The sequence below is a fragment of the Sphingobium sp. PNB genome, from assembly GCF_019873065.1.
Classification (GTDB): Bacteria; Pseudomonadota; Alphaproteobacteria; order Sphingomonadales; family Sphingomonadaceae; genus Sphingobium; species Sphingobium fuliginis.
Genome location: NZ_JAINEZ010000044.1, coordinates 20581 through 41147, shown reverse-complemented (window position 1 = coordinate 41147; position 20567 = coordinate 20581). Strand labels below are relative to the sequence as shown.

The following is a 20567-nucleotide window of genomic DNA, read 5'->3' as shown; positions in this document are numbered from 1 at the left end:
TTTTGGCCAATTCAGGACATTCCCCTCCCGCCTGCGGGAGGGGAATGTCCTGAATTGGCCAAAACCTACCCCCTCCACCTCAGGCCGGTTGATTTTTGCCGCCTCACCCTTTATCCTCCCCCCCTCGCGGACCGGGCCCCTCTGGCGCGCTTTTCCCAGCGCGTGATGTCGGACCGCATCGGACTATCCGATGCGCATGGCGGTCTGGCTCACCCCATCCCCCATTCATGGCAGCGGATTTCTCCGATCGACCTTTGTCGTTGAACGAGAGGAGCATATCCCATGGAATTTCTCGTCACGGACTGGCTGGGGACGCCCGCCTGGTTCTGGCTCGCCTTTTTCGCCATCGTCGTGGCGCTGACCGCCTTCGACCTTGGTTTCCTGCACAAGGAGAACAAGGAAATCGGCATCAGGGAGAGCCTGAAACTTTCCGTCTTCTACATCAGCATCGCCTGCGCATTCGGCCTCTGGGTCTGGTTCGTCCGCGGGCCTGAGCCGGGCATGCAATATTTTACCGGCTTCTTCATCGAGAAGGCGCTGTCCATCGACAATGTCTTCGTCATCAGCCTGATCTTCTCCACTTTCGCGATTCCGGCGAAATATCAGTATCGCGCGCTGCTTTGGGGCATTATCGGCGTGATCGTGCTGCGCGGCCTGATGATCGCGGGCGGAGCCATGCTGCTGCACCAGGCCTATTGGGTGCTGTACCTGTTCGCCGCCTTCCTGATCTTCACCGGCATCAGGATGATGTGCACCGGGGACAAGCCGATGGACGTCGGCAACAATCCGGCGATCCGCTTCATTTCCCGCCATATGCGGGTGACGCCGGAGCTGCATGGCGAGCATTTCCTGGCGCGCATGACCGATCCGAAGACCGGCCGGGCGGTGACGGCGGCGACGCCCCTGCTGCTGGCGCTGGTGGTGATCAATTTCGCGGACCTGGTGTTCGCGGTGGACAGCGTGCCCGCGATCTTCGCGATCACGACGGACACGTTCATCGTCTATACGTCGAACGTGATGGCGATATTGGGCCTGCGGGCGCTCTATTTCGCGCTGGCGGCGATGGTGCACCGCTTCCACTATCTGAAATATGCGCTGGCCGCGATCCTGGTGTTCATCGGAGCGAAGATCTTCGTGGCGGACTTCCTGCTAGGCGGCGACAAGTTTCCGCCGGTCCTCAGCCTGGGCGTCACCTTCGCGCTGATCGGCGCGGGGGTGGGCTGGTCGCTGTGGAAGACGCGGGAAGAGGGAAGGCGGATGGCGTAAGCGACACCTCGGCCTTGCGTCCGGACCTTATGCCGGGAGATGGATCCCCGCCTGCGCGGGGATGACGGACATGGGTTGGAGGCGGTCAGGAGGTGAGGAAGCGGGCCGCGACTTCGGGAGGAACCCGGAGGATGCGGCCCATTTCCCGGTCGATGATCGCCCAGGTGGACTTGGCCGCGACCTTCACCTTGCCGTCCGGGCCGGTGAATTCCATATGCCGGTCGAAACGGGCGCCGCGCGGGCCTTCGGGAATCCAGGTGCGGGCGGTGACGGTTTCGCCTTCCCGGACATTGCCGCGATAGTCGATCTCATGTCGGGTCACGACCCAGACATAGGCGTCGAGATGCTCCGGCGCGGCGTCGCGGGTCCAATGCTCGGTGGCGACCTGCTCCATCCACTGCACCCAGACAGCGTTGTTCACATGGCCCAGAATGTCGATATGCCCGGGACCGGCGGTGAATTGGGTGGTGTAGGTGGAGGGCATTATCCTCTCCCTCCGTTCGGGCTGAGCCTGCCGAAGCCCCTTCCTTCTTCGAGAAAAGAGAGCCCCTTCGACAAGCTCAGGGCGAACGGAGGAGAGGCGGGCGCCTTCATGCCTCGTCGATGCCCAATTGCCAGAGGATGAAGGCGAATTCCTCCGCCGTTTCGTGGAGGCTTTCGAAGCGGCCCGACTTGCCGCCATGGCCCGCGCCCATATTGGTCTTGAGCAGCAGGATGTTGCCGTCCGTCTTCGTCGCGCGCAGCTTCGCCACCCATTTGGCCGGTTCCCAATAGGTCACGCGCGGGTCGTTGAGCCCCGCCGTCACCATCAGCGGCGGATAGGCCTGGGCGCTGACATTGCTGTAGGGATCGTAGGACAGGATCGTCTCGAACGCCGCCTTGTCCTCGATCGGATTGCCCCATTCGGGCCATTCGCCCGGCGTCAGCGGCAGCGTTTCGTCCAGCATGGTGTTGAGCACGTCCACGAAGGGAACATGCGCCACCACCGCGCCCCACAGGTCGGGGTCCGAATTGATGACTGCCCCCATCAACTCGCCGCCCGCCGATCCGCCGGAAATGCTGATCCGTCCCTTCGAGGTGTAGCCACGCTCGATCAGCCCCTTGGCGACGTCCACGAAATCGGTGAAGGTGTTGGTGCGCTTGTCGAGCTTGCCGTCCAGATACCATTGCTGGCCGAGGTCGTCGCCGCCCCGGATATGGGCCAGCGCAAAGGCGAAGCCCCGGTCCAGCAGCGACAGGCGGCTGGTGGAAAAGCCCGGCTCCATCGCAATGCCATAGGCGCCATAGCCATAGAGATGCAGCGGTGCGCTGCCGTCGCGGGGCAGATCCCTGGGATAGACGATCGACACCGGGATCGGCGTGCCGTCGCGGGCCGGGATCATGAGACGCTCGGTCGCGTAGCGGGTCGCGTCATAGCCGGAGGGAATCTCCTGCACCTTCAGCACTTCCAGCTCACCGGTGGCGAGGTGATAGTCGTAGATGGTGTCGGGCGTGACCATCGATTCATAGCCGATGCGCAGCTTCGTCACGTCATATTCGGGATTATCGTCCAGCGACGCCGAATAGCTCGCCTCCGGGAAGGGAATGCGCCTGGCGCTGTGGGTCGCATAGTCGCGCAGTTCGATCTGGTCGAGGCCGTCCTGCCGCCCCTCCGTGACGTAGAAGCCCTTGAACAGCGTGAAGTCGGTCAGGTAGAAATGCGCGTCCGGGGCGATCACTTCGGCCCAGTCGCCGGGATTTTCCAGCGACGCCTTCGCCAGCCGGAAATTGGGATGCGTGTCGTTGGTGCGGATGTAGAGCGTGCCCTCATGCTCATCCACCTCATATTCGCGGCCCGGCTTGCGCGGGGCGACGAGCAGCGGCTGGGCGGCGGGATTGTCGGCGGGGAGCAGCCAGACCTCGCTGGTCACATGGTCGCCGGTCGCGATCACGATCCATTTTTCGGATGAGGTGAGGCCGACCGAGACGCGGAAGCCCTCATCATCCTCATGGAAGAGTTCGACGTCGCTTTCCACCGGCTGGCCCAGCCAGTGGAGGCGGGCATTGTCGGTGCGCCATTGTTCATTGGCGATGCCGTAGAGCAGTCCCCTGCTGTCGCTCGTCCAGACCAGCGAGGATAGGGTATCGGGGATCACCTCCGGCAGGATTTCGCCGGTGAAGAGGTCCTTGATCCGCGCCTCGAACCGTTCGGAGCCATTATTGTCGATGGCATAGGCGAGGTAGCGGCCGTCCGGGCTGACCGACAGGGCGCCGAGGCGGAAATAGTCATGCCCCTCCGCCAGCGCGGGTTCGTCCAGGATGAGCTGATCCTCGGCGCCGTCGTCCCGGGCGGCCACGGGCCTGCGATACCATTTGCGATATTGGGCGCCGACCTCGAACGCGCGCCAGTAGATATAGTCGCCGTCCTTCTGCGGGACCGAGCTGTCATCTTCCTTGATGCGGCCCTTCATCTCCTCGAACAGGCGGTCGGTCAGCGCCTTGTGCGGCTGCATCGCGGCCTCGAAGAAGCCATTCTCCTCCTCCAGATAGGAGAGCACGTCCCTGTCCTTCACCTCCGGATAGCCGGGATCGCGCAGCCAGGCATAGGGGTCCTGCACGGTGATGCCGTGACGGGTGAAGCTGTACGGGCGGCGGGCGGCGGCAGGGACTTGGGCGGGAACGGTCATTCAATGTCCTGATCTGGCGAAACTGTGCTGGTCTGCTTATGTTGGCGGCCATAGGCCCTGCGCAAGAGGGCCGGCAAGTCCAAGGGAAATTTGATGTCTAGCTATGAAGACCGGCTGAAAGCCCTGCGCGCCCAACTGGTGCGCGATGAATTGCATGGCTTTGTCGTGCCGCTGACCGATGAGCATATGAGCGAATATGTCGGCGCCTATGCGCAGCGGCTGGCCTGGCTGACCGGTTTCCAGGGATCGGCGGGCAGCGCGGCGGTGCTGCCGGAGGAGGCCGCGATTTTCGTGGACGGCCGCTATACCTTGCAGGTGCGCGAGCAGGTGGATGGCGCGCACTGGCAATATGAGAGCGTGCCGCAGACCTCCGTCGCAGCGTGGCTGGGCGAGCATGCGCCGGTCGGCGGACGGATCGGCTATGATCCCTGGCTGCATACGCGCGCCTGGGTGAAGGCCGCGAGCGAGGCTTTGGCCGAACGCGGCGCGGAACTGGTGGCGGTGGACACCAATCCGGTCGACGCCATATGGCCTGACCGCCCCGCGCCCAGCGACGCCAAGCTGGTAGTGCATGAGGACCGCTATGCCGGGCAGTCGGCGGCGGAGAAGCGGCAGGCCATGGCCGACTGGCTGGTGGCGAAGCATGCCGATGCGGCGGTGCTGTCCGCACTCGATTCGCTGGCCTGGACCTTCAACATCCGGGGCAAGGATGTGGAGCGGACGCCGGTCGCGCTCGCCTATGCCATCGTCCATGCCGATGCGACCGCGGACCTCTATGTCGCGCCGGAGAAGATCGACGAAGCGGTGGTGAAGCATCTGGGCAATGCGGTGCGGGTGCATGACCGCGAGGCGTTCGCGGATGCGCTGGCGGGCTTTGCGGGCAAGACGGTCGCCGCCGATCCCGAACGGGCGGTGGCGGCGATCTTCACGGGCCTGGAGGCCGGCGGCGCGCATGTGCTGGCGTTGCGCGATCCGGCGGTGCTGCCCAAGGCGGTGAAGAACCCGGTCGAGATCGCCGGGCACAAGGCGGCGCAGGCGCGGGACGGCGCGGCGCTCAGCCGTTTCCTGCACTGGATCGCGACCGAGGCGCCCAAGGGCGGCGTCGACGAACTGGGCGCGGCGGCGAAGCTGGAGACGTTCCGCAAGGAGACCGGGCTGCTGGAGGACCTGTCCTTCGACACCATTTCCGGAGCGGGCCCCAATGGCGCGGTGGTGCATTACAGGGTGGAGGAGAAGACGAACCGGCCGATCGAGACGGGCAGCTTCTATCTGGTCGATTCGGGCGGGCAATATCGCGACGGCACGACCGACGTGACCCGCACCGTCGCCATCGGCACGCCGACGCAGGAGATGAAGCGCCGCTTCACGCTGGTGCTGAAGGGGCATGTCGCCCTTGCCCGCGCGCAGTTTCCCAAGGGGACGCGGGGCGGGCAGCTCGACGTGCTGGCGCGTCAGTTCCTTTGGGCGGAAGGGCTGGATTATGCCCATGGCACCGGGCATGGCGTCGGCAGCTTCCTGTCGGTGCACGAAGGGCCGCAGCGGATCGCGACCTTCGGCGGCGGGGACGAAGCGCTTCAGGCGGGGATGATCCTTTCCAACGAGCCGGGCTATTACAAGACCGGCGAATATGGCATCCGCATCGAGAATCTGGTGCTGGTCGAACCCCGCGACGTGCCGGGAGCGGAGCGGGAGATGCTGGGCTTCGAAACGCTGACCTACGCGCCCATCGACCGGAATGCGATCGCGACGGAGTTGCTGACGGACGAGGAGCGCGCGTGGCTGGATGCCTATCACGCCCGGGTGCTGGAGATCGTCGGCCCGCAGTTGGAGGGCGGTGCGCTCGAGTGGCTGAAGGGGGCCTGCGCCCCGCTATAATGGACCGGAATTACCCCTTGGCGCCGTCGGGGTGTCGGGGGTTTCCGCGTCGCGCGATTCGCGGGACTGTGCCTTGCGGCGACGCAGATTGTCCCGCAACGCCTGCGCCAAGCGCTCTTTCCGTTCGTCCTGACCGTTTGTCATGGCCCGCCCATAATCAAATTGCATCTTCTGCCGCAAGCCGCCTTGACATGGCGCGAGGAGGCAGCCATAGGCCCGGCTCCGCCGGCGCGATAAGCCGGATGGAACTGAAAATAGTGCTGCCGTAGCTCAGTGGTAGAGCGCATCCTTGGTAAGGCTGAGGTCGCGAGTTCAATCCTCGCCGGCAGCACCATTTTTCCTGATCTGTCTGTGATGCAGATTTTCCCAAAGCCGAAATAAGCGCGTGGTTTGAACGGGTGCGCCAGTATCGTCGCGGAGCCATCACCCGGATGGCAGTGGACGATATACCGCAAGCCGGCCAAATATATACCGTCATTCCCGACGGTCATAGGCCTATGGAATATTGGGGAAATGGTGCCCGGGGACGGAGTCGAACCGCCGACACTGCGATTTTCAGTCGCATGCTCTACCAACTGAGCTACCCGGGCACGGGCGACGGTGAGGACCACCTGTCGTTTGGTGAGGCGTGCCTATAGGCATCAGGCCGGGGTGCTGTCTACCCCATCTTCGTCACTTTTTTTCATCTCGTCCGAAGCAGGTGCGCCGGGGACGCGGTAGCCCTCGCCCAGCCATTGCAGAAGGTCGCGATCGCGGCAGGCCTTTCCGCAGAAAGGGCGGGTTTCAGGGTGCGAGGGCTGGCCGCAAATCGGGCAGGAGGAGGCTTTAGGAGACATGGCCGGCCGATATGGTCAGTGCCGCGTCCGCCTTCAAGCCGATCACGCCGCCGCGCCGTTTGGCGAGCTGTTCGATCCAGTCGGTCGCCTTGTGCAGGCGGTCGATGATCGCAGGCGCGGCCGTGATCGTCGCCGGGCCGCCATTGCCGTGGCGCTCGGCGCGGCGCAGCAGCGCCAGGGCCGCCGTCTCGACCGGGTCGGCGCGGAGCAGTTCCATGAGGTTCATGCGTTCCCGGCGGCGGATGATCTGGACGAAGCCGAAGCCGTTGACCGCCGTGCGCTCGAAGGGGAGCGGCAGATATTTGTCAATCTGAGCGGAGGCGACGGCGCGCTCGTCCTTGTTGTTCATCGTCGGCAGGTCGATGCCGATCGATCCGGTCAGGCCCATGCGGCGGATCGCCTGCGCCGCCAGCTTCGCGCCCTTGGGGCCGAGCTTGGCCGGGGGCAGGGAGCCGTCGACGTCGATCAGGATCATCGCGGGCGTGGGGAAGATGCGCAGCGCCGCTTCCTCCGTGCCGATCTCGCCGGAGATCGCCTCTTCCATCAGTTCGCTCCAGCCATGGGCTTCGAAGCGGTCTTCCTCATGCGCGGGGCAAGGGACGATGGGCAGCCCGGTGGCGCGCAGGCGCTGGAGCAGGCTTGGGGCAGGATGCGCCTTGGAGCCGGGCTGGGCGATGCGCGCCTTGGCGAGCTTGGCGCGCCCTTCCTCCGGGATGGCTTCGCGCAGGATTTCGAGGAGGATTGTCGCGCCCTCCGCGATCTTCGGCGGGATGGGTTCGACCAGAACCTCTTCGCCGGAGATCAGGCGGGCGATGCCGCGCTTCTTCGGGATGACGGTGCGGATCAGCTTGCCCTGCATCACCGCACCGGCACGGGCGGCGTCGCTTTCCCGTTCGATCTGCGCTTCGACCAGCCGGCCCTTTTCGATCAGCGCGGCGCGGGCCTCGCCAATGCCTTCTTCGTAGAGCCATTCGGCCATGTGCGGTTAGTCCAGTGGATAGCCCGCTGCCTTTAGCAGCGCGCGGGTTTCGTAGAGGGGCAGACCCATGATCGCGCTGTGGCTGCCCTGGATGGCGCGGATGAGTCCGGCGGCGCGGCCCTGTATCGCATAGCCGCCCGCCTTGCCGCGCCATTCTTCAGAAGCGATATAGGCTTCGATTTCGGCGCGATCGAGCCGTTTGAACGTGACGATATTGGTCGAGAGGCGGTGGCGGGCCTTGCCCTCCGCGTCGATCAGGGTGATTGCGCTGAAGACGCGATGGCGGCGGCCGGACAGGAGTTGGAGGCACTCGCGCGCTTCGGCTTCCGTTTCCGTCTTGGGCAGGATGCGGCGACCGGCGGCGACCACCGTGTCGCCAGACAGGACCAAGGCGCCGGGGTGACGCCCTGCCACCAGCGCGCCCTTTTCGGCGGCGACGCGAGCGGCGTAGGCGGCGGGAAGTTCGCCCTTCCGGGGTGTTTCGTCGAGGTCGGCCGGGTCCACCGCGTCCGGAGACGCGCCGATCTGACCCAGAAGTTCACACCGTCTGGGAGAAGCCGAAGCAAGGATGAGCCGCATGCGTGAGGCGGCTTATTTGAAGCGGTAGGTGATCCGACCCTTGGTCAGGTCGTAGGGAGTGAGTTCGACCAGCACTTCGTCGCCCACCAGCACGCGGATGCGGTTCTTGCGCATCTTGCCGGCGGTGTGGCCGAGGATCTCGTGATCATTTTCAAGCCGCACGCGGAACATGGCGTTGGGGAGAAGCTCCACAACCTGTCCGCGCATTTCAAGCAGTTCTTCTTTTGCCATAATATCCTGGAAAGCCGAAAAATCGCGCCGCCATAGCGCCAAAATGCGGAAAAAGAAAGTCAGGCGGGACGTCCGAACTTTTCACCGGCTTTTTGAAGCACCGCGAAGACGTGATCGAGCTGATCTGCGTCAAGGCAATAGGGCGGCATCAGATAGATGGTGTTTCCCAGCGGCCGCAGCAAGAGGCCGTTTTCATGGGCAAAGGCGCGCAGGCGCGGCGCGACGTCGGACAGATAGCCGGCGTCCGGCGTGATCAGGTCGATGGCGGCGATGGCGCCCAGCCGGCGAGGCCCCGCAAAGGCGGGATGCGCGCCGAGTTCTTCGAGTCGATCCGCCATGGCCTGACCGAGAGTCGCGATGCGGCCAAGCACATCCTCCTCCCGCCAGATGGCGAGATTGGCGGCGGCGGCGGCGCAGGCTATGGCGTTGGCCGTGTAGCTGCTGGAATGGTAGAAAAGGCGGGCGCGGTCGGTGGACCTGTGCGCGTCGAAGATGCGCGGCGTGGCGAGCGTCGCGGCGAGCGGGATCGCGCCGCCGGTGATGCCCTTCGCCACGGCCATGATGTCCGGCACCACGCCGGCCTGATCGCAGGCGAAAAGGGTGCCGGTGCGGCCCCAGCCGGTCATCACCTCGTCCGCGATGAAAAGGACGTCGTGGCGCGCGCAGATCGCCGCCATGTCCCGCAGGACGGAAGGCGGGTAGATCAGCATCCCCCCTGCCCCCAGGATCAGCGGTTCGACGATGAAGGCGGCCGGCCTTTGCGCGCAGGCGGCCTCCAGCGCGTCGAGCGTCGCCTGTTCCTTGCCCTCATGGGGAAAGGGGATCGTGTCCACATCGAACAGCAGCGGCGACCAGGCGGCGTTATAGACCCCGCGTTCCCCCACCGACATGGCGCCGATGGTGTCGCCATGATAGCTGTGCTGGAGGACGAGGATGCGGTGGCGCGGGTCGGAAAGGCCGTCCAGCGCCCGGTTGTGCCAGTAGCCAAGCGCCATTTTCAGCGCCACTTCGACCGCCGTGGAGCCGCTGTCCGAGAAGAAGACATGAGCGAGAGGGTCGCGATCCGCGGCCCTGGGGGCCAGTTCGATCAGCCCGCGCGCCACCTCCTCCGCTGGTTCATGGGTGTAGCCGGCGAAGATCAGCTGGTCGAGCCGCCCGGCCTGCCCGGCGATCGCCGCGGCGATCCGGGGATGGCAATGGCCGTGGGTCGTGACCCACCAGCTTGAAATGCAGTCGATCAGCGTGCCGCCGTCGGCCAGATGCAGCAAAGCCCCCTCGGCCCGGCGGACGAGGGGGATCGGCTCGTTCAAGCCATGCTGGAAAAAAGGGTGCCAGACGGGAGAGGTCATGGCCGCTGCTTAGGCCGATGACCTCTCCCAATGCAATGATGCTTCCAACGCCGCGCTTACTGGGCGGGCGGCGCGGCCGGCGAAGCCGGAGCCGCACCGGCCGCAGGCGCCGCCGGAGCGGCGGGCGCGGACGGAGCCGCCGCCTGGATCTTCTGCTGGAGCGCGGGGTCAGCCGCAGCCGCCTGGCCGATCTGGTTGAACTTTTCCGGCGGAATGCCGGACGCCTGAAGCGCGGCCAGCATCTTGGGCTGCTTGTCGGCTTCAGCGATGGACGTATCCTGCTGAATCTTCGTCACCTCGACCGCAGCGGCGGCGAACTGCTTGATCTCCGCATCGCTGAACGTGCTCGCGCCCGCCGCCGCTGGAGCAGCCGGGGCGGCGGGAGCGGCAGCGCCCTGCGCCAGCGCCGGGCCTGCAACCGCCAGCGCGATCGAAGCCATGCCGCTTTTCAGAATGATTGATTTCAGACCCGTCAAAATGCTTCTCCTCAAACTTGCACAGACTTTGAACGCCAAGCTGAGGAAGAGGTTGAACCGATTAAAGGGCGATCCGACAAAATGTTGCATTTGAGAGACGGTCAACAAAGAAAATGCGGTTAATCGCCTGTAACTCACGATTCATCGTCCGATGAAATCATTACGTAGCAAGAACGAAAAATGGGGCCGGAATCACTTCCGGCCCCGGTCCATATCCTTACCAGATCTTCACGCGATCTTGCGGTGCAAGATAGATCTTGCCGCCTGCATCAGGCTTGAAAGCCGCATACCACTGATCGAAGTTGCGTACGGTGTCGGTACGATATTGCGATGGCGAATGGGGATCGGTGACGAGCCGCTGGCGCAGATTGGGTTCGCGATAATTGCGCCGCCACACCTGCGCCCAGCCCAGGAAGAAGCGTTCATCGCCGGTGGTGCCGTCGATCACCGGCGCGGGCTTGCCGCCCAGCGACGCATGATAGGCGTCCAGCGCCACCGCGACTCCGGCCAGGTCCCCGATATTCTCGCCCAGCGTGAAGGCGCCCTTCACATGCGCGCCCGGGAAGGGTTCATAGGCGTCATATTGCTTGACCAGCCTGTCGGTCAGCGCCTTGAAATTGGCGACGTCCTGATCGCTCCACCACTGGTTGAGCTTGCCGGTCTCATCATATTTCGCGCCCTGATCGTCGAAATGATGGCTGAGCTCATGGCCGATCACCGCGCCGATGCCGCCATAATTGACCGCCGGATCGGCATGGGGATCGAAGAAGGGCGGTTGCAGGATGGCGGCGGGGAAGACGATCTCCACCATGCCGAAATTGGCGTAGGCGTTGATCTCCATCGGGGTCATGCCCCATTCCCAGCGGTAGATGGGCTTGCCGAGCTTGCCCATCTGATAGTCGAACTCATACTGGTTCGACCGCAGCGCATTGCCGAACAGGTCGCCGCGCTGCATCGTCAGGCCGCTATAGTCGCGCCATTTGTCGGGATAGCCGATCTTGGGCGTGAAGGCGGCCAGCTTCTTGTGGGCGCGGGCCTTGGCGGCGTCGCTCATCCAGGTGAGACCGTCGATGCGGCGGCCCATGGCGGCGATCACATTCCTGACGAGCTGGTCCATCGCCGCCTTGGTTTCGGGCGGAAAATATTTGGCGACATAGACCTTGCCCACTTCCTCTCCCATGGAGGATTTGAGGAAGTCCACCGCCCGCTTCCAGCGCGCCTCACGCTCCGGCGTGCCTGAGAGGGTGGTGCCGTAGAAGGCGAAATTCTCATTGGCGACCGCGTCCGGCAACTGGTCGGCAAAGCCGTGCAGCGTGCGCAGCAGCAGCGCGTCCTTGAGTACGCCGACCGGGGTCTTGGCGATCAGCGCGGCTTCCCCGGCCACGGCGCTGGGCTGCGACACCAGCAGATCCTTGGGTGCGAGCCTGTTGGCGGCGAAAAAGGCGGCGAAGTCGAAGCCCGGCGCGGCCTTTTGCAGATCGGCCAGCGTCATCTTGTTATAGGTCTTGTCGGCGTCGCGGCTGTCGACCTGGGTCCAGTGGACCTTGGCCACGTCCGTTTCGAACGCCATCAGCGCGGCGGCGCGGGCCTTGGCATCACTTTCTCCCGCGAGGGTCAGCATCTTTTCCAGATGCGCGACATAGGCGGTGCGGATCGCCGCCATCTTGGCGTCGGGTTCCAGGTAGAAGTCGCGGTCGGGCAGGCCCAGGCCCGACTGGTGCAGGACGAGGATGTAGGTTTCCGGGTCCTTGTCGTCCTGATTGACGTAGAAGCCGAAGGGGCCGTCTATGCCGGCGCGGGCGGCTTCGGCGGCGAGCCGGGCATAGGACGCCTTGTCCTTCACCGCCCCGATCTTCGCGAGCCACGGCTTGACGGGGGTCAGGCCCTTCTTCTCCACCGTCGCGGCGTCGAGATAGCTGGCATAGGCATTGCCGATCTTGCTGTTCGGATCGCCCTGCGCGGCGTCGAGAATGGCCTTGGTCCGTTCGCGGGACAGATCGTCCAGCGTGTTGAAAGCGCCGTAATTGGACTTGTCGGCGGGGATGGGCGTGTTCTTCGCCCAGCTACCGTTGGCGTAGTCGTAGAAATCGTCGCCGGGCTTCACCGACCTGTCCATGCCGGCGCTGTCGAAGCCGTAGCTGCCATAGGTGGGCTTTGCGGCCGGATCGGTCGTCTGACCGGTCTGGGCCACGGACGCGCCTGCGGCCAGCGCAACTGCCGCCGCGCCGAGGAGGAGATATTTCATCAAAGCTTTCCCTTGCTTTATGCGATGCAGGGAATTGAGCGCTTCGAAGCGAGGATGTCCATGTCGTTTGTCGAAAAACTTGGGCGCTTTCCGCTTTGCCGCACCGGTCTTTAGCCGGGCAGACGGATCGATGCTGCGAAAGCCCTCCGCAACTGCCCCGCATCCAGCGGATCGAGACAGGGCAGGCGGCCAAGGCTGGGAACCTTGCCCAGCAGCGGAACGATCCGTTCATTTTCCTCATGCGGTTCGCCGATGAAGACGATGCCGGCGATGGGGATGGCCCGCGCCCGCAGGGCCTCCAGGCTGAGCAGGCTGTGGTTGATGGTGCCAAGCCCCGTCCGCGCGCAAAGGATCGCGGGCAGGCCCCAATGCGCGAACAGGTCGATCATCAGCATCCTGTCGCTGACCGGTACCATCAGGCCGCCGGCGCCCTCGACCACCAGCGGGCCGTCCACCTTCGGCAGGGCAAGCCGGTCAAGCGCGATCTCTACCCCGTCGATCCGCGCCGCCAGATGGGGCGAGGCGGGCGTGGTGAGGCGATAGGCTTCGGGCAGGATATGCGCCGGAGGCAGGCCCGACAGCGCGGCGACCCGCTCCCTGTCGCCCTCCGGATCGACGCCCGCCTGCACCGGCTTCCAATAATGGGCGCCAAGGGCACCCGCCAGGCCGGCGGCAAAGACCGTCTTGCCGATGTCCGTATCGGTGCCCGTGACGATGAAGCCGCTCACGCCGCCACCCGCCGCAAAATGTCCCCCAGGGCGGCGATGTCGGCGCGCCCCACGTTCAGCGTCAGCGAGATGCGCAGCCGGCTGGTGCCCGGCGGCACCGTCGGCGGACGGATGCCGCGCACGTCGAAGCCGGCCTCCTGCAAGGCGGCGGCGGTGGCCATGGCGCGGCGGTCCTCGCCCAATATCACCGGCACGATCTGGCTGCGCGGGCTTGGCAGGCCGAGCGGCGCGCAGATATTCTCGCCCGCATCGACCATCAGCGTCTTCAGCCGCTCGCGCAGGTCGCCCGCCTGCTCGATCCGGTCCAGCGCGGCGGAGACCGCCACCGCCATCAGCGGCGACGGCGCGGTCGAGAAGATGAAGGCGCGCGCCCGGTTGATGAGGTAATCGATCAGAATGCGCGGCCCGCAGATCAGCGCGCCCTCCACGCCCATCGCCTTGCCGCAGGTGTGCAGCGTCACGACATTGTGCAGCCCGTCCAGCCCGGCCGACAGGCCCCGTCCGGAAGGGCCGAAGACGCCGGTGCCATGGGCCTCGTCCAGGATCAGCATGGCGTCATGCCTGGCCGCCAGCGTTGCGAGGTCGCCGAGCGGCGCCACGTCGCCGTCCATCGAATAGAGCGTTTCGACCGCGATCCACACCCGCCCCTTGCCGCCCTCCTGCCGCCAGGCGGCGATCAGGTCGGCAAAGCTTTGCACATCATTGTGGCGGGCGAAGACGGCCGCGGCCTTCGACATGCGGATGCCGTCATGGACGCTGGCGTGGATCAGCTCGTCCGCGACGATCAGGTCGCCGCGCTGCGGCAGGGTGGAGAACAGCGCCAGATTGGCGGCAAAGCCGTTGGCCATGAACAGCGCCGCCTGGGTGCGGAAGAAAGCGGCGGCCTTCGCCTCCAGCCCTTCATGTTCGGGCGCGTTGCCGCGCAGCAGGCGCGATCCGCCGGACCCCACCGGCACCCCGCGCGCCACGGCATCGGCCACGGCCTGACCGATAATCGGATCGCCCGCCAAGCCGAGATAGTCGTTGGAAGCGAAGTCGCGCCCCGCGCGAGGCGTCAGGCTGCGCAGGCGGCCGCGCTTTTCCAGCGCGGCGAGCTGCGAACGGAAGGGTTCGCTGGTCATGGCGCGGCCTATAGGCCCGCGGAGCGGGAGCGGGCAAGCCCGACCGCCGATCCGCCGTCCGGCTTTGGCACGGTGGGGCGGATAGCGGGCGTTCGCGTTCGGTTCAGGTGAACCGTGCCCCTGCCTTCGCGGGAGCACGGCGCATTATGAGAAAAGCTGAAAGGCAGAAACCACCCTATTCCGCCGGTTGCGCCGTCGCAGCGCGGTTGTCGCCGGGCTTGTAGGTCAACAGGCGGCGGCCCAGGCGCGGGCCGACCCATTCCTCGATCCCCAGCGCCAGGCTGAATGTCGCGGGCACGATCACCAGCGTCAGCACGGTCGAGAGGATGAGCCCACCGATCACGGTGATGCCCATGGGCGCGCGCCATGCGCCGTCGCCGCCCAGCGACAGGGCCGTGGGCACCATCCCCGCCACCATCGCCACGGTGGTCATGACGATGGGCTGGGCGCGCTTGTGCCCGGCGTCGATGATCGCCTCCAGCTTCGGCACGCCCTTGCCCATTTCCTCCAGCGCGAAGTCGATGACGAGGATCGAGTTCTTGGCGACGATGCCCAGCAGCATCAGCAGGCCGATCAGCACCGGCATGGACACCGGATTGCCGGTCAGGTGCAGCGCCACCGCCCCGCCCAGCGGCGCCAGCAGCAGCGACCCCAGGTTGACGAACGGAGGCATCAGCCGCTTGTAGAGCAGCGTCAGCACCGCCAGCACCAGCATGATGCCGGAAATGACGGCGATGACGAAATTCTGGATCATCTCCGCCTGCCACTTGCTGTCGCCGGTATTCAGCTTCTGCACGCCCAGTATCTTGCCGGCGGCGATGGCCTTCATGGTCGGCAGGGCGTCGATCTTGGCCATGGCCTGGCTGGTGACGATGCCCGGCGCCAGGTCCGCGCCCACGACGATGCGGCGGATCTGGTTGTAGCGGCGGATCTGCGTCGGACCCGCGCCGAATTCTATGTCGGCCACGACCTTCAGCGGTACAGACCCGCCGCTGACCGTGGGCACCGGCATGTTCTGGATCGTCGCAAGGTCGCGACGGCTGTTTTCCGCGACCGCCACGCGGATCGGAATCTGCCGGTCGGACAGCGAGAATTTGGCGCTGTTCTGGTCGATGTCGCCGATCGTCGCGACGCGGATCGTCTGGCTGAGCGCGGCGGTGGTGACGCCCAGGCTGGCGGCCAGGTCGAAGCGCGGCTTGATGACGATTTCCGGCCGGTTCATGTCGCCCGCCACCCGCGGCGCACGGATTTCATGGATGCCCGCCATTTCCGCCACCAGCCTGTTGGCGGTTTCCTCCAGCTTCACCGGATCGTCGCTGCCGAACATGATGATGATGTCGCGGCCGAAGCCGCCGCCCGACTGCGACTGGAAATTGACGCGGGCGTCGGCCACCTGCTGGAATTTGGGCGCGACCTTGCGTTCCCATTCGACGGAGGAGATGGGCCGGTCCTTCCTCAATGTCAGGAAGATGTCGGCGCCCGTCGTCTGGATGTCGGCAAAGGCGGCCTCTACCATATCCTTGTCGGCGGCGAGCATGTCCGCGACCTTGCGCGTGATCGCCGTCGTCTGTTGCAGGGTGCTGCCGGGCACGGTTTCGATCTTCACTTGGCTGAAATCGGTGTCGATCGTCGGCTGGAACGACATGGGCAGCGTGCCGAAGGCGAAAATCGTGGCGACAAAGGCCAGGAAACCCATGCCCAGCGTCCAGATGCGGTGGTCGCGAATCCAGGCGGTGAAGCGGGCCATGCCGCCCCGGGCGCGATGGGCGACGGCCTTGCGCTCGTCCAGCGACCAGCGCAGCACGGCCATATAGGCGTCCATCAGCCAGCCCTCGCCATGGCTTTCCTGGCCATGCGCCTTCAGGAAATAGGCCGCGATCATCGGCGTGATCAGGCGCGCGACGGCCAGGCTGAGCAGCACCGCGACCACCACGGTCATGCCGAACTGAATGAAGAACTGGCCCGAAATGCCCGGCATCAGCGCGACGGGCAGGAACACCGCGACGATCGCCATGGTGGTCGCCAGCACCGCGAGGCCGATTTCGTCGGCGGCGTCGATGGAGGCCTGATAGGCGCTTTTGCCCATGCGCATGTGGCGCACGATATTCTCGATCTCGACAATGGCGTCGTCGACCAGCACGCCCGCCACCAGGCTGAGCGCCAGCAGCGAGATGCCGTTCAGCGTGAAGCCCATCATGTCCATGAACCAGAAGGCCGGGATCGCGGACAGCGGAATGGCGAGCGCGGAGATCATGGTCGCCCGCCAGTCGCGCAGGAACAGGAAGACGATGACGACGGCCAGCACCGCGCCCTCGATCATCGCCTGCATGGCGCTGTGATACTGGCCCTTGGTATATTCGACGCTGGTGTAGAGCTGCTTGTACTGGACCTTCGGATTTTCCTTCCGGAGCTGGTCCAGCACCTTCATCGCCTCGTCGAAGACGGTGACGTCGGACGATCCCTTGGCCTTTTCCATGCTGAAGCTGGTCACCTGCCGCCCGTTCATCAGGGACAGCGAACGCTGTTCGGCATACATGTCGCGCACGTCGGCCAGATCGGCCAGCTTGACGGTGCGGCCGCCGGAAATGGCGATCTGGGTCTGGCCCAGGGCATAGGCGTCGCGGGCGTTGCCGAGCACGCGGATCGCCTGTTCGGCGCCCGCGATTTCGGTGCGGCCGCCCGCCGCGTTGAGGTTCACCTGCTGAAGCTGCTGGTTGACCTGGGACGCCGTGATGCCATGCGACTGCAGCTTGGCCGGGTCCAATATGACGCGGATTTCGCGGGACACGCCGCCGCCGCGCTTGACCGCCGCCATGCCCGGCACGGCCAGCAGCCGCTTCGCCACCGTATTGTCGACATACCAGGACAGCTCCTCCAGCGTCATGTCGGTCGCTTCGGCGCTGAAATAGGCGATAGGCCCGCCGTCGATGTCCACCCGGCTGACCTGCGGCTCCAATATCCCTTCGGGCAGGTCGCTGCGGATCTGGTCGACGGCGTTCTTCACATCGTTGACGGCGCGGTCGACGGGCGTGCCGATCTGGAACTGCACATTGGTGTTGGATTCGCCCTCCGACACCCAGGATGTGATCTCGTCCACGCCGCTGATGCCGCGCACGGCGGCCTCGACGCGCTGCGTCACCTGCGTCTCCAGCTCCGTCGGCGCGGCGCCGGGCTGGCGCACGACGACGCTGGCCATGGGGAAGCTGACGTCGGGATTCTGGTTGACGTCCATCCGGCTGAAGCTGACCAGGCCGGCCAGCAGCAGCGCGACGAACAGGACGATCGGCGACACCGGGTTGCGGATGGCCCAGGCGGAGATATTACGAAAACTCATGACGGCTTCCTCGCCTGCCGGTGGATGCGCCGGTCAGACGCATCCCGCCGCTTCATTTCGACTTGCCGGCTTCCGGCTTCACCTTCTGCCCCGGCGTCAGGAACGCGCCGGCCGAAGCCACGATGCGTTCGTCGCCGTTGAGGCCGTTCAGGATCGACACGCCCGCATCGGTCACCTGACCGATCTTGACGTCGCGCCGCTGCACCTCGTCCCGGCCGTTGACGACATAGACGAAATTGCCCTTCTCGTCGCTCTGCACCGCCGATTCCGGCAGCATCGGCGCGGAGCCGGTGCCGCTGACGATCGCGGCGGATGCGAAGCCGCCCGGACGGATCGCCGGATTATAGGGGATGGCGATGCGGGCGATGCCCTGCCGGGTCTGATTGTCGACCACCGGCGACACCTGCCAGACGCGCCCGGCAAATTGCGCCGTGCCGCCGACCGGGGTCACGGTGGCGCTGTTGCCCGGACGGATCGCGGCCAGATCGCCCTCGCTGACCTGGGCCAGCATCTCCATCTCCCCGCCCTTCGCCATGCGGAACAGCACGGCGCTGCCCGAACTCACGATCTGGCCAGGTTCCACCGCGCGGGTCAGCACCAGGCCCGCGGCGGGCGCGCGGATGTCGAGGCGGCCAGTGCGGGCGCGCTGTTCGGCCAGCTGCGCGATGGCGACGCTGACGCGGGCATTGGCGGCGTCGCGGGTGGCGGTGCGCTGGTCGATGTCGGCCTGGCTGATGAAGCCGCGCGACACCAGCGCCCGGGCGCGGTCGAGCTGCGCCTGCGCCAGCTTGGCGTCGGCGCGGTTGACCTCCACCTGCGCGGCGAGGGAGCGGATCTGCTCGGTCTGGACGGAGCGTTCGACCGTCGCCAGCACCTGGCCGGCGCGCACCCAGTCGCCCGGCTGGACCAGCACGCGCGTCACCGCGCCGCCTTCCCCGACCACGCCCACCGGCATCTCCACCCGCGCCGCGAGCGATCCGGTGGCGCTGACGGTGTTCGATACGGTCGACCGGCCCGGGCTGATCACCGTCACGACCGGCGCCTGCACGGCGCCGGCGGGCGCCTCCGCCCCTTTGCCGTGCATGCTGACCCAGGTGGCGGCGGCGATCAGGATGATCGCGATCACGGCGCCGATCGTCAGCCGACGGCGCCAGACGGAGCGTTCCTCCTGCTCGCCAAGGACATCTGCCGGAGCGTCGCCGACCAATGAAGTTTCGTAATTCATCCTGAACCCATCTTTCGGCCATAGGCGCCGTTCGGGTTGCTGTATTATATGAATACATCACCCGGCTCAAGCCCCCATTATCACGGCGGTGCGGAGGACGGCAAAGCCCTTCCGCCGCGCCTGCGGGCCCTTGCCAAAGCGGCACGACTATGGCGCTATGCCCTGTATGGCGGCTGGAGGGCGGCGATGGAATTGCTCGGATGGATCATGGTCGGCCTGTTCGCGGGTGCCATCGCGCGGCTGGTCATGCCCGGGCGCGATCCGGGCGGCTGCGTCGTCACCATATTGCTGGGCATCGCCGGCGCGCTGCTGGCGGGCTATGTCGGGCGGCTGCTGGGCGTCTATGCGCCCGGCGAGCAGGCGAGCTTCATCGCGGCGGTGCTGGGGGCGATCGGCGTGCTGGCGCTCTATCGCTTCTTCTCCGGGCGGGGCTGAACGCAAAAAAGGGCCGCGCCCTTTCGGGGCACGGCCCTTTTGATCGTCTCCGGCGCTGTTTAGCGGACCGAACCGCGACGGACCAGATTGACGATCGCGAGCAGGATGATGGCGCCGACCAGCGACACGAGGAAGCTGTAAAGCGTCAGGCCGTCATTGATCGAACCGCCGCTGAAGATCAGGCCGCCGATGAACGCGCCGACGATGCCGACGACGATGTTCAGCAGGATGCCCTGTTGTGCGTCGGTCCGCATGACCATGCTGGCAAGCCAGCCGATGATGCCGCCGACAACGAGCCACAAGATGATGCCCATTTCTCACTCTCCTTGGACCATAGCCCCTTTCGGGTGGGCTGATCTGTTCAACGGAGAAGTCGGCGTTACGTTCCCTTTCGCACTTGACAAAGAAGAAGGCCGCCGGATGACATATCCGGCGGCCTTCCTGTGCGACCCTTCATTGCTGAAACGGATGATCAGTATTTCTGCTGCCGTTCGTAGAGGGACTTGTAATATTGGATGCGCGTCACGCGCAGGCCGTGCATGCCCGAACGGTCGACGGCGCGCTGCCAGCTCGCAAATTCCTCCAGCGTCAGCGAATAGCGCGCGCAGGCTTCGTCCACGGTCAGCAGGCCGCCGTTCACGGCCGCCACGACTTCAGCCTTGCGGCGCACGACCCAGCGAGTCGTATCGACGGGCGGCAGGCTTTCCAGAGTCAGGGGTTCTCCAAGCGGCCCGACGACCTGTGCAGGTCTGATTTTCTGGTTTTCGATCATTATCACCCTCAATAAGCGGCACTGGCGTTGCCGATTTCAGCAGTGCTTGCCTGTTTGCGCTTCAAGCCCTGAACAGGCCCTAAAGCGCCACGGTAAACGCCCCCTTCATCATCCTTTCCCCACCTTTAAACGGTTCGCGATCAACGGGTTAAAGCTGCCCGCGAGCCCCACGGCCTCGATCTTGCCGCCGGAACGTGGCGCGAGAATATCGGCCAGTTCCTGGACCCAGTCTCCCTCGATCTCCTGCCCCCGCAGGACGCCTGCGACCGCCTGCGCGGTGGGGCTGGCCGCCTGCGCCGCCGCCGAAGCGGCCCGCAAGGACGGCCAGACCGGCACGCGCCGCCGGCCCGAAGGCTTGACGAAGCCGGCCTTGAGCCCGCCCGTCCTGAGGAATCCCAGATCCATGGGAGAGCGGTTTACGGAGCAAAGGATAAGGTCCGGTAAATTTGC

At 65.6% G+C, this 20567-nt stretch carries 19 protein-coding genes and 2 tRNA genes; 4 read left to right on the top strand and 17 right to left on the bottom strand.

Features of this window, described 5'->3' with window-relative positions; all coding sequences use genetic code 11:
• The first annotated feature begins 282 nt into the window (after positions 1-282).
• Positions 283-1266: a TerC family protein gene (locus K7W03_RS15575; RefSeq protein WP_222886761.1), complete on the top strand. Its 984-nt coding sequence runs from the start codon at positions 283-285 to the stop codon at positions 1264-1266.
• Between the two features lie 85 nt (positions 1267-1351).
• Here K7W03_RS15575 and K7W03_RS15570 read toward each other — a convergent pair whose 3' ends face one another.
• Together K7W03_RS15570 and K7W03_RS15565 are read right to left on the bottom strand one after the other, a co-directional pair.
• Positions 1352-1750 carry an acyl-CoA thioesterase gene (locus K7W03_RS15570; protein ID WP_222886760.1) on the bottom strand — a complete coding sequence of 133 codons (399 nt, stop codon included), beginning with the start codon at positions 1748-1750 and terminating at the stop codon, positions 1352-1354.
• Positions 1751-1856: 106 nt separating this feature from the next.
• Complete coding sequence (locus K7W03_RS15565) at positions 1857-3932, bottom strand: S9 family peptidase (RefSeq protein WP_222886759.1); 2076 nt, start codon at positions 3930-3932, stop codon at positions 1857-1859.
• A 93-nt stretch (positions 3933-4025) separates the two neighbouring features.
• On the opposite strand from K7W03_RS15565, the gene K7W03_RS15560 reads away from it, so the two are divergent.
• Positions 4026-5807: an aminopeptidase P family protein gene (locus tag K7W03_RS15560; protein WP_222886758.1), complete on the top strand. Its 1782-nt coding sequence runs from the start codon at positions 4026-4028 to the stop codon at positions 5805-5807.
• Between the two features lie 259 nt (positions 5808-6066).
• Positions 6067-6141: transfer RNA gene (locus K7W03_RS15555), tRNA-Thr, on the top strand.
• 180 nt (positions 6142-6321) lie between these two features.
• Here K7W03_RS15555 and K7W03_RS15550 read toward each other — a convergent pair.
• The 12 genes from K7W03_RS15550 to K7W03_RS15495 all read right to left on the bottom strand — a co-directional run bounded on the left by K7W03_RS15550 (position 6322) and on the right by K7W03_RS15495 (position 18910).
• Positions 6322-6397: transfer RNA gene (locus K7W03_RS15550), tRNA-Phe, on the bottom strand.
• A 51-nt stretch (positions 6398-6448) separates the two neighbouring features.
• Positions 6449-6643, bottom strand: a complete 195-nt coding sequence (locus K7W03_RS15545) for a DNA gyrase inhibitor YacG (RefSeq protein ID WP_076605773.1) — start codon at positions 6641-6643, stop codon at positions 6449-6451.
• Entirely contained in the window at positions 6633-7622 is a 990-nt protein-coding gene (locus K7W03_RS15540) for a hypothetical protein (RefSeq protein ID WP_061938618.1), read from the bottom strand. Before K7W03_RS15540 ends, K7W03_RS15545 begins: the two co-directional genes overlap by 11 nt.
• Before the next feature lie 6 nt (positions 7623-7628).
• Complete coding sequence (locus tag K7W03_RS15535) at positions 7629-8201, bottom strand: Maf family protein (protein WP_222886757.1); 573 nt, start codon at positions 8199-8201, stop codon at positions 7629-7631.
• A gap of 12 nt (positions 8202-8213) precedes the next feature.
• Positions 8214-8432, bottom strand: coding sequence for a translation initiation factor IF-1 (infA, locus tag K7W03_RS15530; protein ID WP_003049127.1), 219 nt, complete (start codon positions 8430-8432; stop codon positions 8214-8216).
• A 59-nt stretch (positions 8433-8491) separates the two neighbouring features.
• Positions 8492-9781 carry an adenosylmethionine--8-amino-7-oxononanoate transaminase gene (locus K7W03_RS15525; protein WP_222886756.1) on the bottom strand — a complete coding sequence of 430 codons (1290 nt, stop codon included), beginning with the start codon at positions 9779-9781 and terminating at the stop codon, positions 8492-8494.
• Between the two features lie 56 nt (positions 9782-9837).
• On the bottom strand, positions 9838-10221 hold the full coding sequence (locus tag K7W03_RS15520) for a hypothetical protein (protein WP_373278244.1): 384 nt from the start codon (positions 10219-10221) through the stop codon (positions 9838-9840).
• Between the two features lie 253 nt (positions 10222-10474).
• A complete protein-coding gene (locus tag K7W03_RS15515; RefSeq protein ID WP_222886755.1) occupies positions 10475-12502 on the bottom strand; it encodes a M13 family metallopeptidase in 2028 nt (675 codons plus the stop codon).
• 110 nt (positions 12503-12612) lie between these two features.
• The gene (gene bioD / locus K7W03_RS15510) at positions 12613-13230 is read right to left on the bottom strand and encodes a dethiobiotin synthase (protein WP_222886754.1); all 618 of its coding nucleotides are present in this window, start codon (positions 13228-13230) and stop codon (positions 12613-12615) included.
• Positions 13227-14351, bottom strand: a complete 1125-nt coding sequence (locus K7W03_RS15505) for an 8-amino-7-oxononanoate synthase (RefSeq protein WP_222886753.1) — start codon at positions 14349-14351, stop codon at positions 13227-13229. The genes bioD and K7W03_RS15505 overlap by 4 nt, the downstream gene beginning before the upstream one ends.
• 175 nt (positions 14352-14526) lie before the next feature.
• Complete coding sequence (locus K7W03_RS15500) at positions 14527-17685, bottom strand: efflux RND transporter permease subunit (RefSeq protein WP_025549753.1); 3159 nt, start codon at positions 17683-17685, stop codon at positions 14527-14529.
• A gap of 52 nt (positions 17686-17737) precedes the next feature.
• Positions 17738-18910 (bottom strand): efflux RND transporter periplasmic adaptor subunit, encoded by a 1173-nt coding sequence (locus K7W03_RS15495; protein ID WP_222886752.1) that lies wholly within the window; start codon positions 18908-18910, stop codon positions 17738-17740.
• Between the two features lie 186 nt (positions 18911-19096).
• On the opposite strand from K7W03_RS15495, the gene K7W03_RS15490 reads away from it, so the two are divergent.
• Entirely contained in the window at positions 19097-19345 is a 249-nt protein-coding gene (locus K7W03_RS15490; RefSeq protein ID WP_025549751.1) for a GlsB/YeaQ/YmgE family stress response membrane protein, read from the top strand.
• A 59-nt stretch (positions 19346-19404) separates the two neighbouring features.
• Here the strand turns inward: K7W03_RS15490 and K7W03_RS15485 are convergent, their stop codons facing one another.
• From K7W03_RS15485 to K7W03_RS15475, 3 genes are all read right to left on the bottom strand, one after another.
• Complete coding sequence (locus K7W03_RS15485; RefSeq protein WP_025549750.1) at positions 19405-19659, bottom strand: GlsB/YeaQ/YmgE family stress response membrane protein; 255 nt, start codon at positions 19657-19659, stop codon at positions 19405-19407.
• Between the two features lie 158 nt (positions 19660-19817).
• Positions 19818-20117: a DUF1153 domain-containing protein gene (locus tag K7W03_RS15480; RefSeq protein ID WP_007687284.1), complete on the bottom strand. Its 300-nt coding sequence runs from the start codon at positions 20115-20117 to the stop codon at positions 19818-19820.
• Between the two features lie 108 nt (positions 20118-20225).
• On the bottom strand, positions 20226-20522 hold the full coding sequence (locus K7W03_RS15475) for a hypothetical protein (RefSeq protein WP_025549749.1): 297 nt from the start codon (positions 20520-20522) through the stop codon (positions 20226-20228).
• Positions 20523-20567 lie beyond the last annotated feature (45 nt).

What these genes read in the sequence shown, in the direction of transcription:
- K7W03_RS15575 (WP_222886761.1), top strand. Translation starts at nt 283, where the DNA reads ATGGAATTTCTCGTCACGGACTGGCTGGGGACGCCCGCCTGGTTCTGG.
- K7W03_RS15570 (WP_222886760.1), bottom strand. Translation starts at nt 1,750, where the DNA reads ATGCCCTCCACCTACACCACCCAATTCACCGCCGGTCCCGGGCATATC.
- K7W03_RS15565 (WP_222886759.1), bottom strand. Translation starts at nt 3,932, where the DNA reads ATGACCGTTCCCGCCCAAGTCCCTGCCGCCGCCCGCCGCCCGTACAGC.
- K7W03_RS15560 (WP_222886758.1), top strand. Translation starts at nt 4,026, where the DNA reads ATGTCTAGCTATGAAGACCGGCTGAAAGCCCTGCGCGCCCAACTGGTG.
- K7W03_RS15545 (WP_076605773.1), bottom strand. Translation starts at nt 6,643, where the DNA reads ATGTCTCCTAAAGCCTCCTCCTGCCCGATTTGCGGCCAGCCCTCGCAC.
- K7W03_RS15540 (WP_061938618.1), bottom strand. Translation starts at nt 7,622, where the DNA reads ATGGCCGAATGGCTCTACGAAGAAGGCATTGGCGAGGCCCGCGCCGCG.
- K7W03_RS15535 (WP_222886757.1), bottom strand. Translation starts at nt 8,201, where the DNA reads ATGCGGCTCATCCTTGCTTCGGCTTCTCCCAGACGGTGTGAACTTCTG.
- infA (WP_003049127.1), bottom strand. Translation starts at nt 8,432, where the DNA reads ATGGCAAAAGAAGAACTGCTTGAAATGCGCGGACAGGTTGTGGAGCTT.
- K7W03_RS15525 (WP_222886756.1), bottom strand. Translation starts at nt 9,781, where the DNA reads ATGACCTCTCCCGTCTGGCACCCTTTTTTCCAGCATGGCTTGAACGAG.
- K7W03_RS15520 (WP_373278244.1), bottom strand. Translation starts at nt 10,221, where the DNA reads ATGGCTTCGATCGCGCTGGCGGTTGCAGGCCCGGCGCTGGCGCAGGGC.
- K7W03_RS15515 (WP_222886755.1), bottom strand. Translation starts at nt 12,502, where the DNA reads ATGAAATATCTCCTCCTCGGCGCGGCGGCAGTTGCGCTGGCCGCAGGC.
- K7W03_RS15505 (WP_222886753.1), bottom strand. Translation starts at nt 14,351, where the DNA reads ATGACCAGCGAACCCTTCCGTTCGCAGCTCGCCGCGCTGGAAAAGCGC.
- K7W03_RS15500 (WP_025549753.1), bottom strand. Translation starts at nt 17,685, where the DNA reads ATGAGTTTTCGTAATATCTCCGCCTGGGCCATCCGCAACCCGGTGTCG.
- K7W03_RS15495 (WP_222886752.1), bottom strand. Translation starts at nt 18,910, where the DNA reads ATGAATTACGAAACTTCATTGGTCGGCGACGCTCCGGCAGATGTCCTT.
- K7W03_RS15490 (WP_025549751.1), top strand. Translation starts at nt 19,097, where the DNA reads ATGGAATTGCTCGGATGGATCATGGTCGGCCTGTTCGCGGGTGCCATC.
- K7W03_RS15485 (WP_025549750.1), bottom strand. Translation starts at nt 19,659, where the DNA reads ATGGGCATCATCTTGTGGCTCGTTGTCGGCGGCATCATCGGCTGGCTT.
- K7W03_RS15480 (WP_007687284.1), bottom strand. Translation starts at nt 20,117, where the DNA reads ATGATCGAAAACCAGAAAATCAGACCTGCACAGGTCGTCGGGCCGCTT.
- K7W03_RS15475 (WP_025549749.1), bottom strand. Translation starts at nt 20,522, where the DNA reads ATGGATCTGGGATTCCTCAGGACGGGCGGGCTCAAGGCCGGCTTCGTC.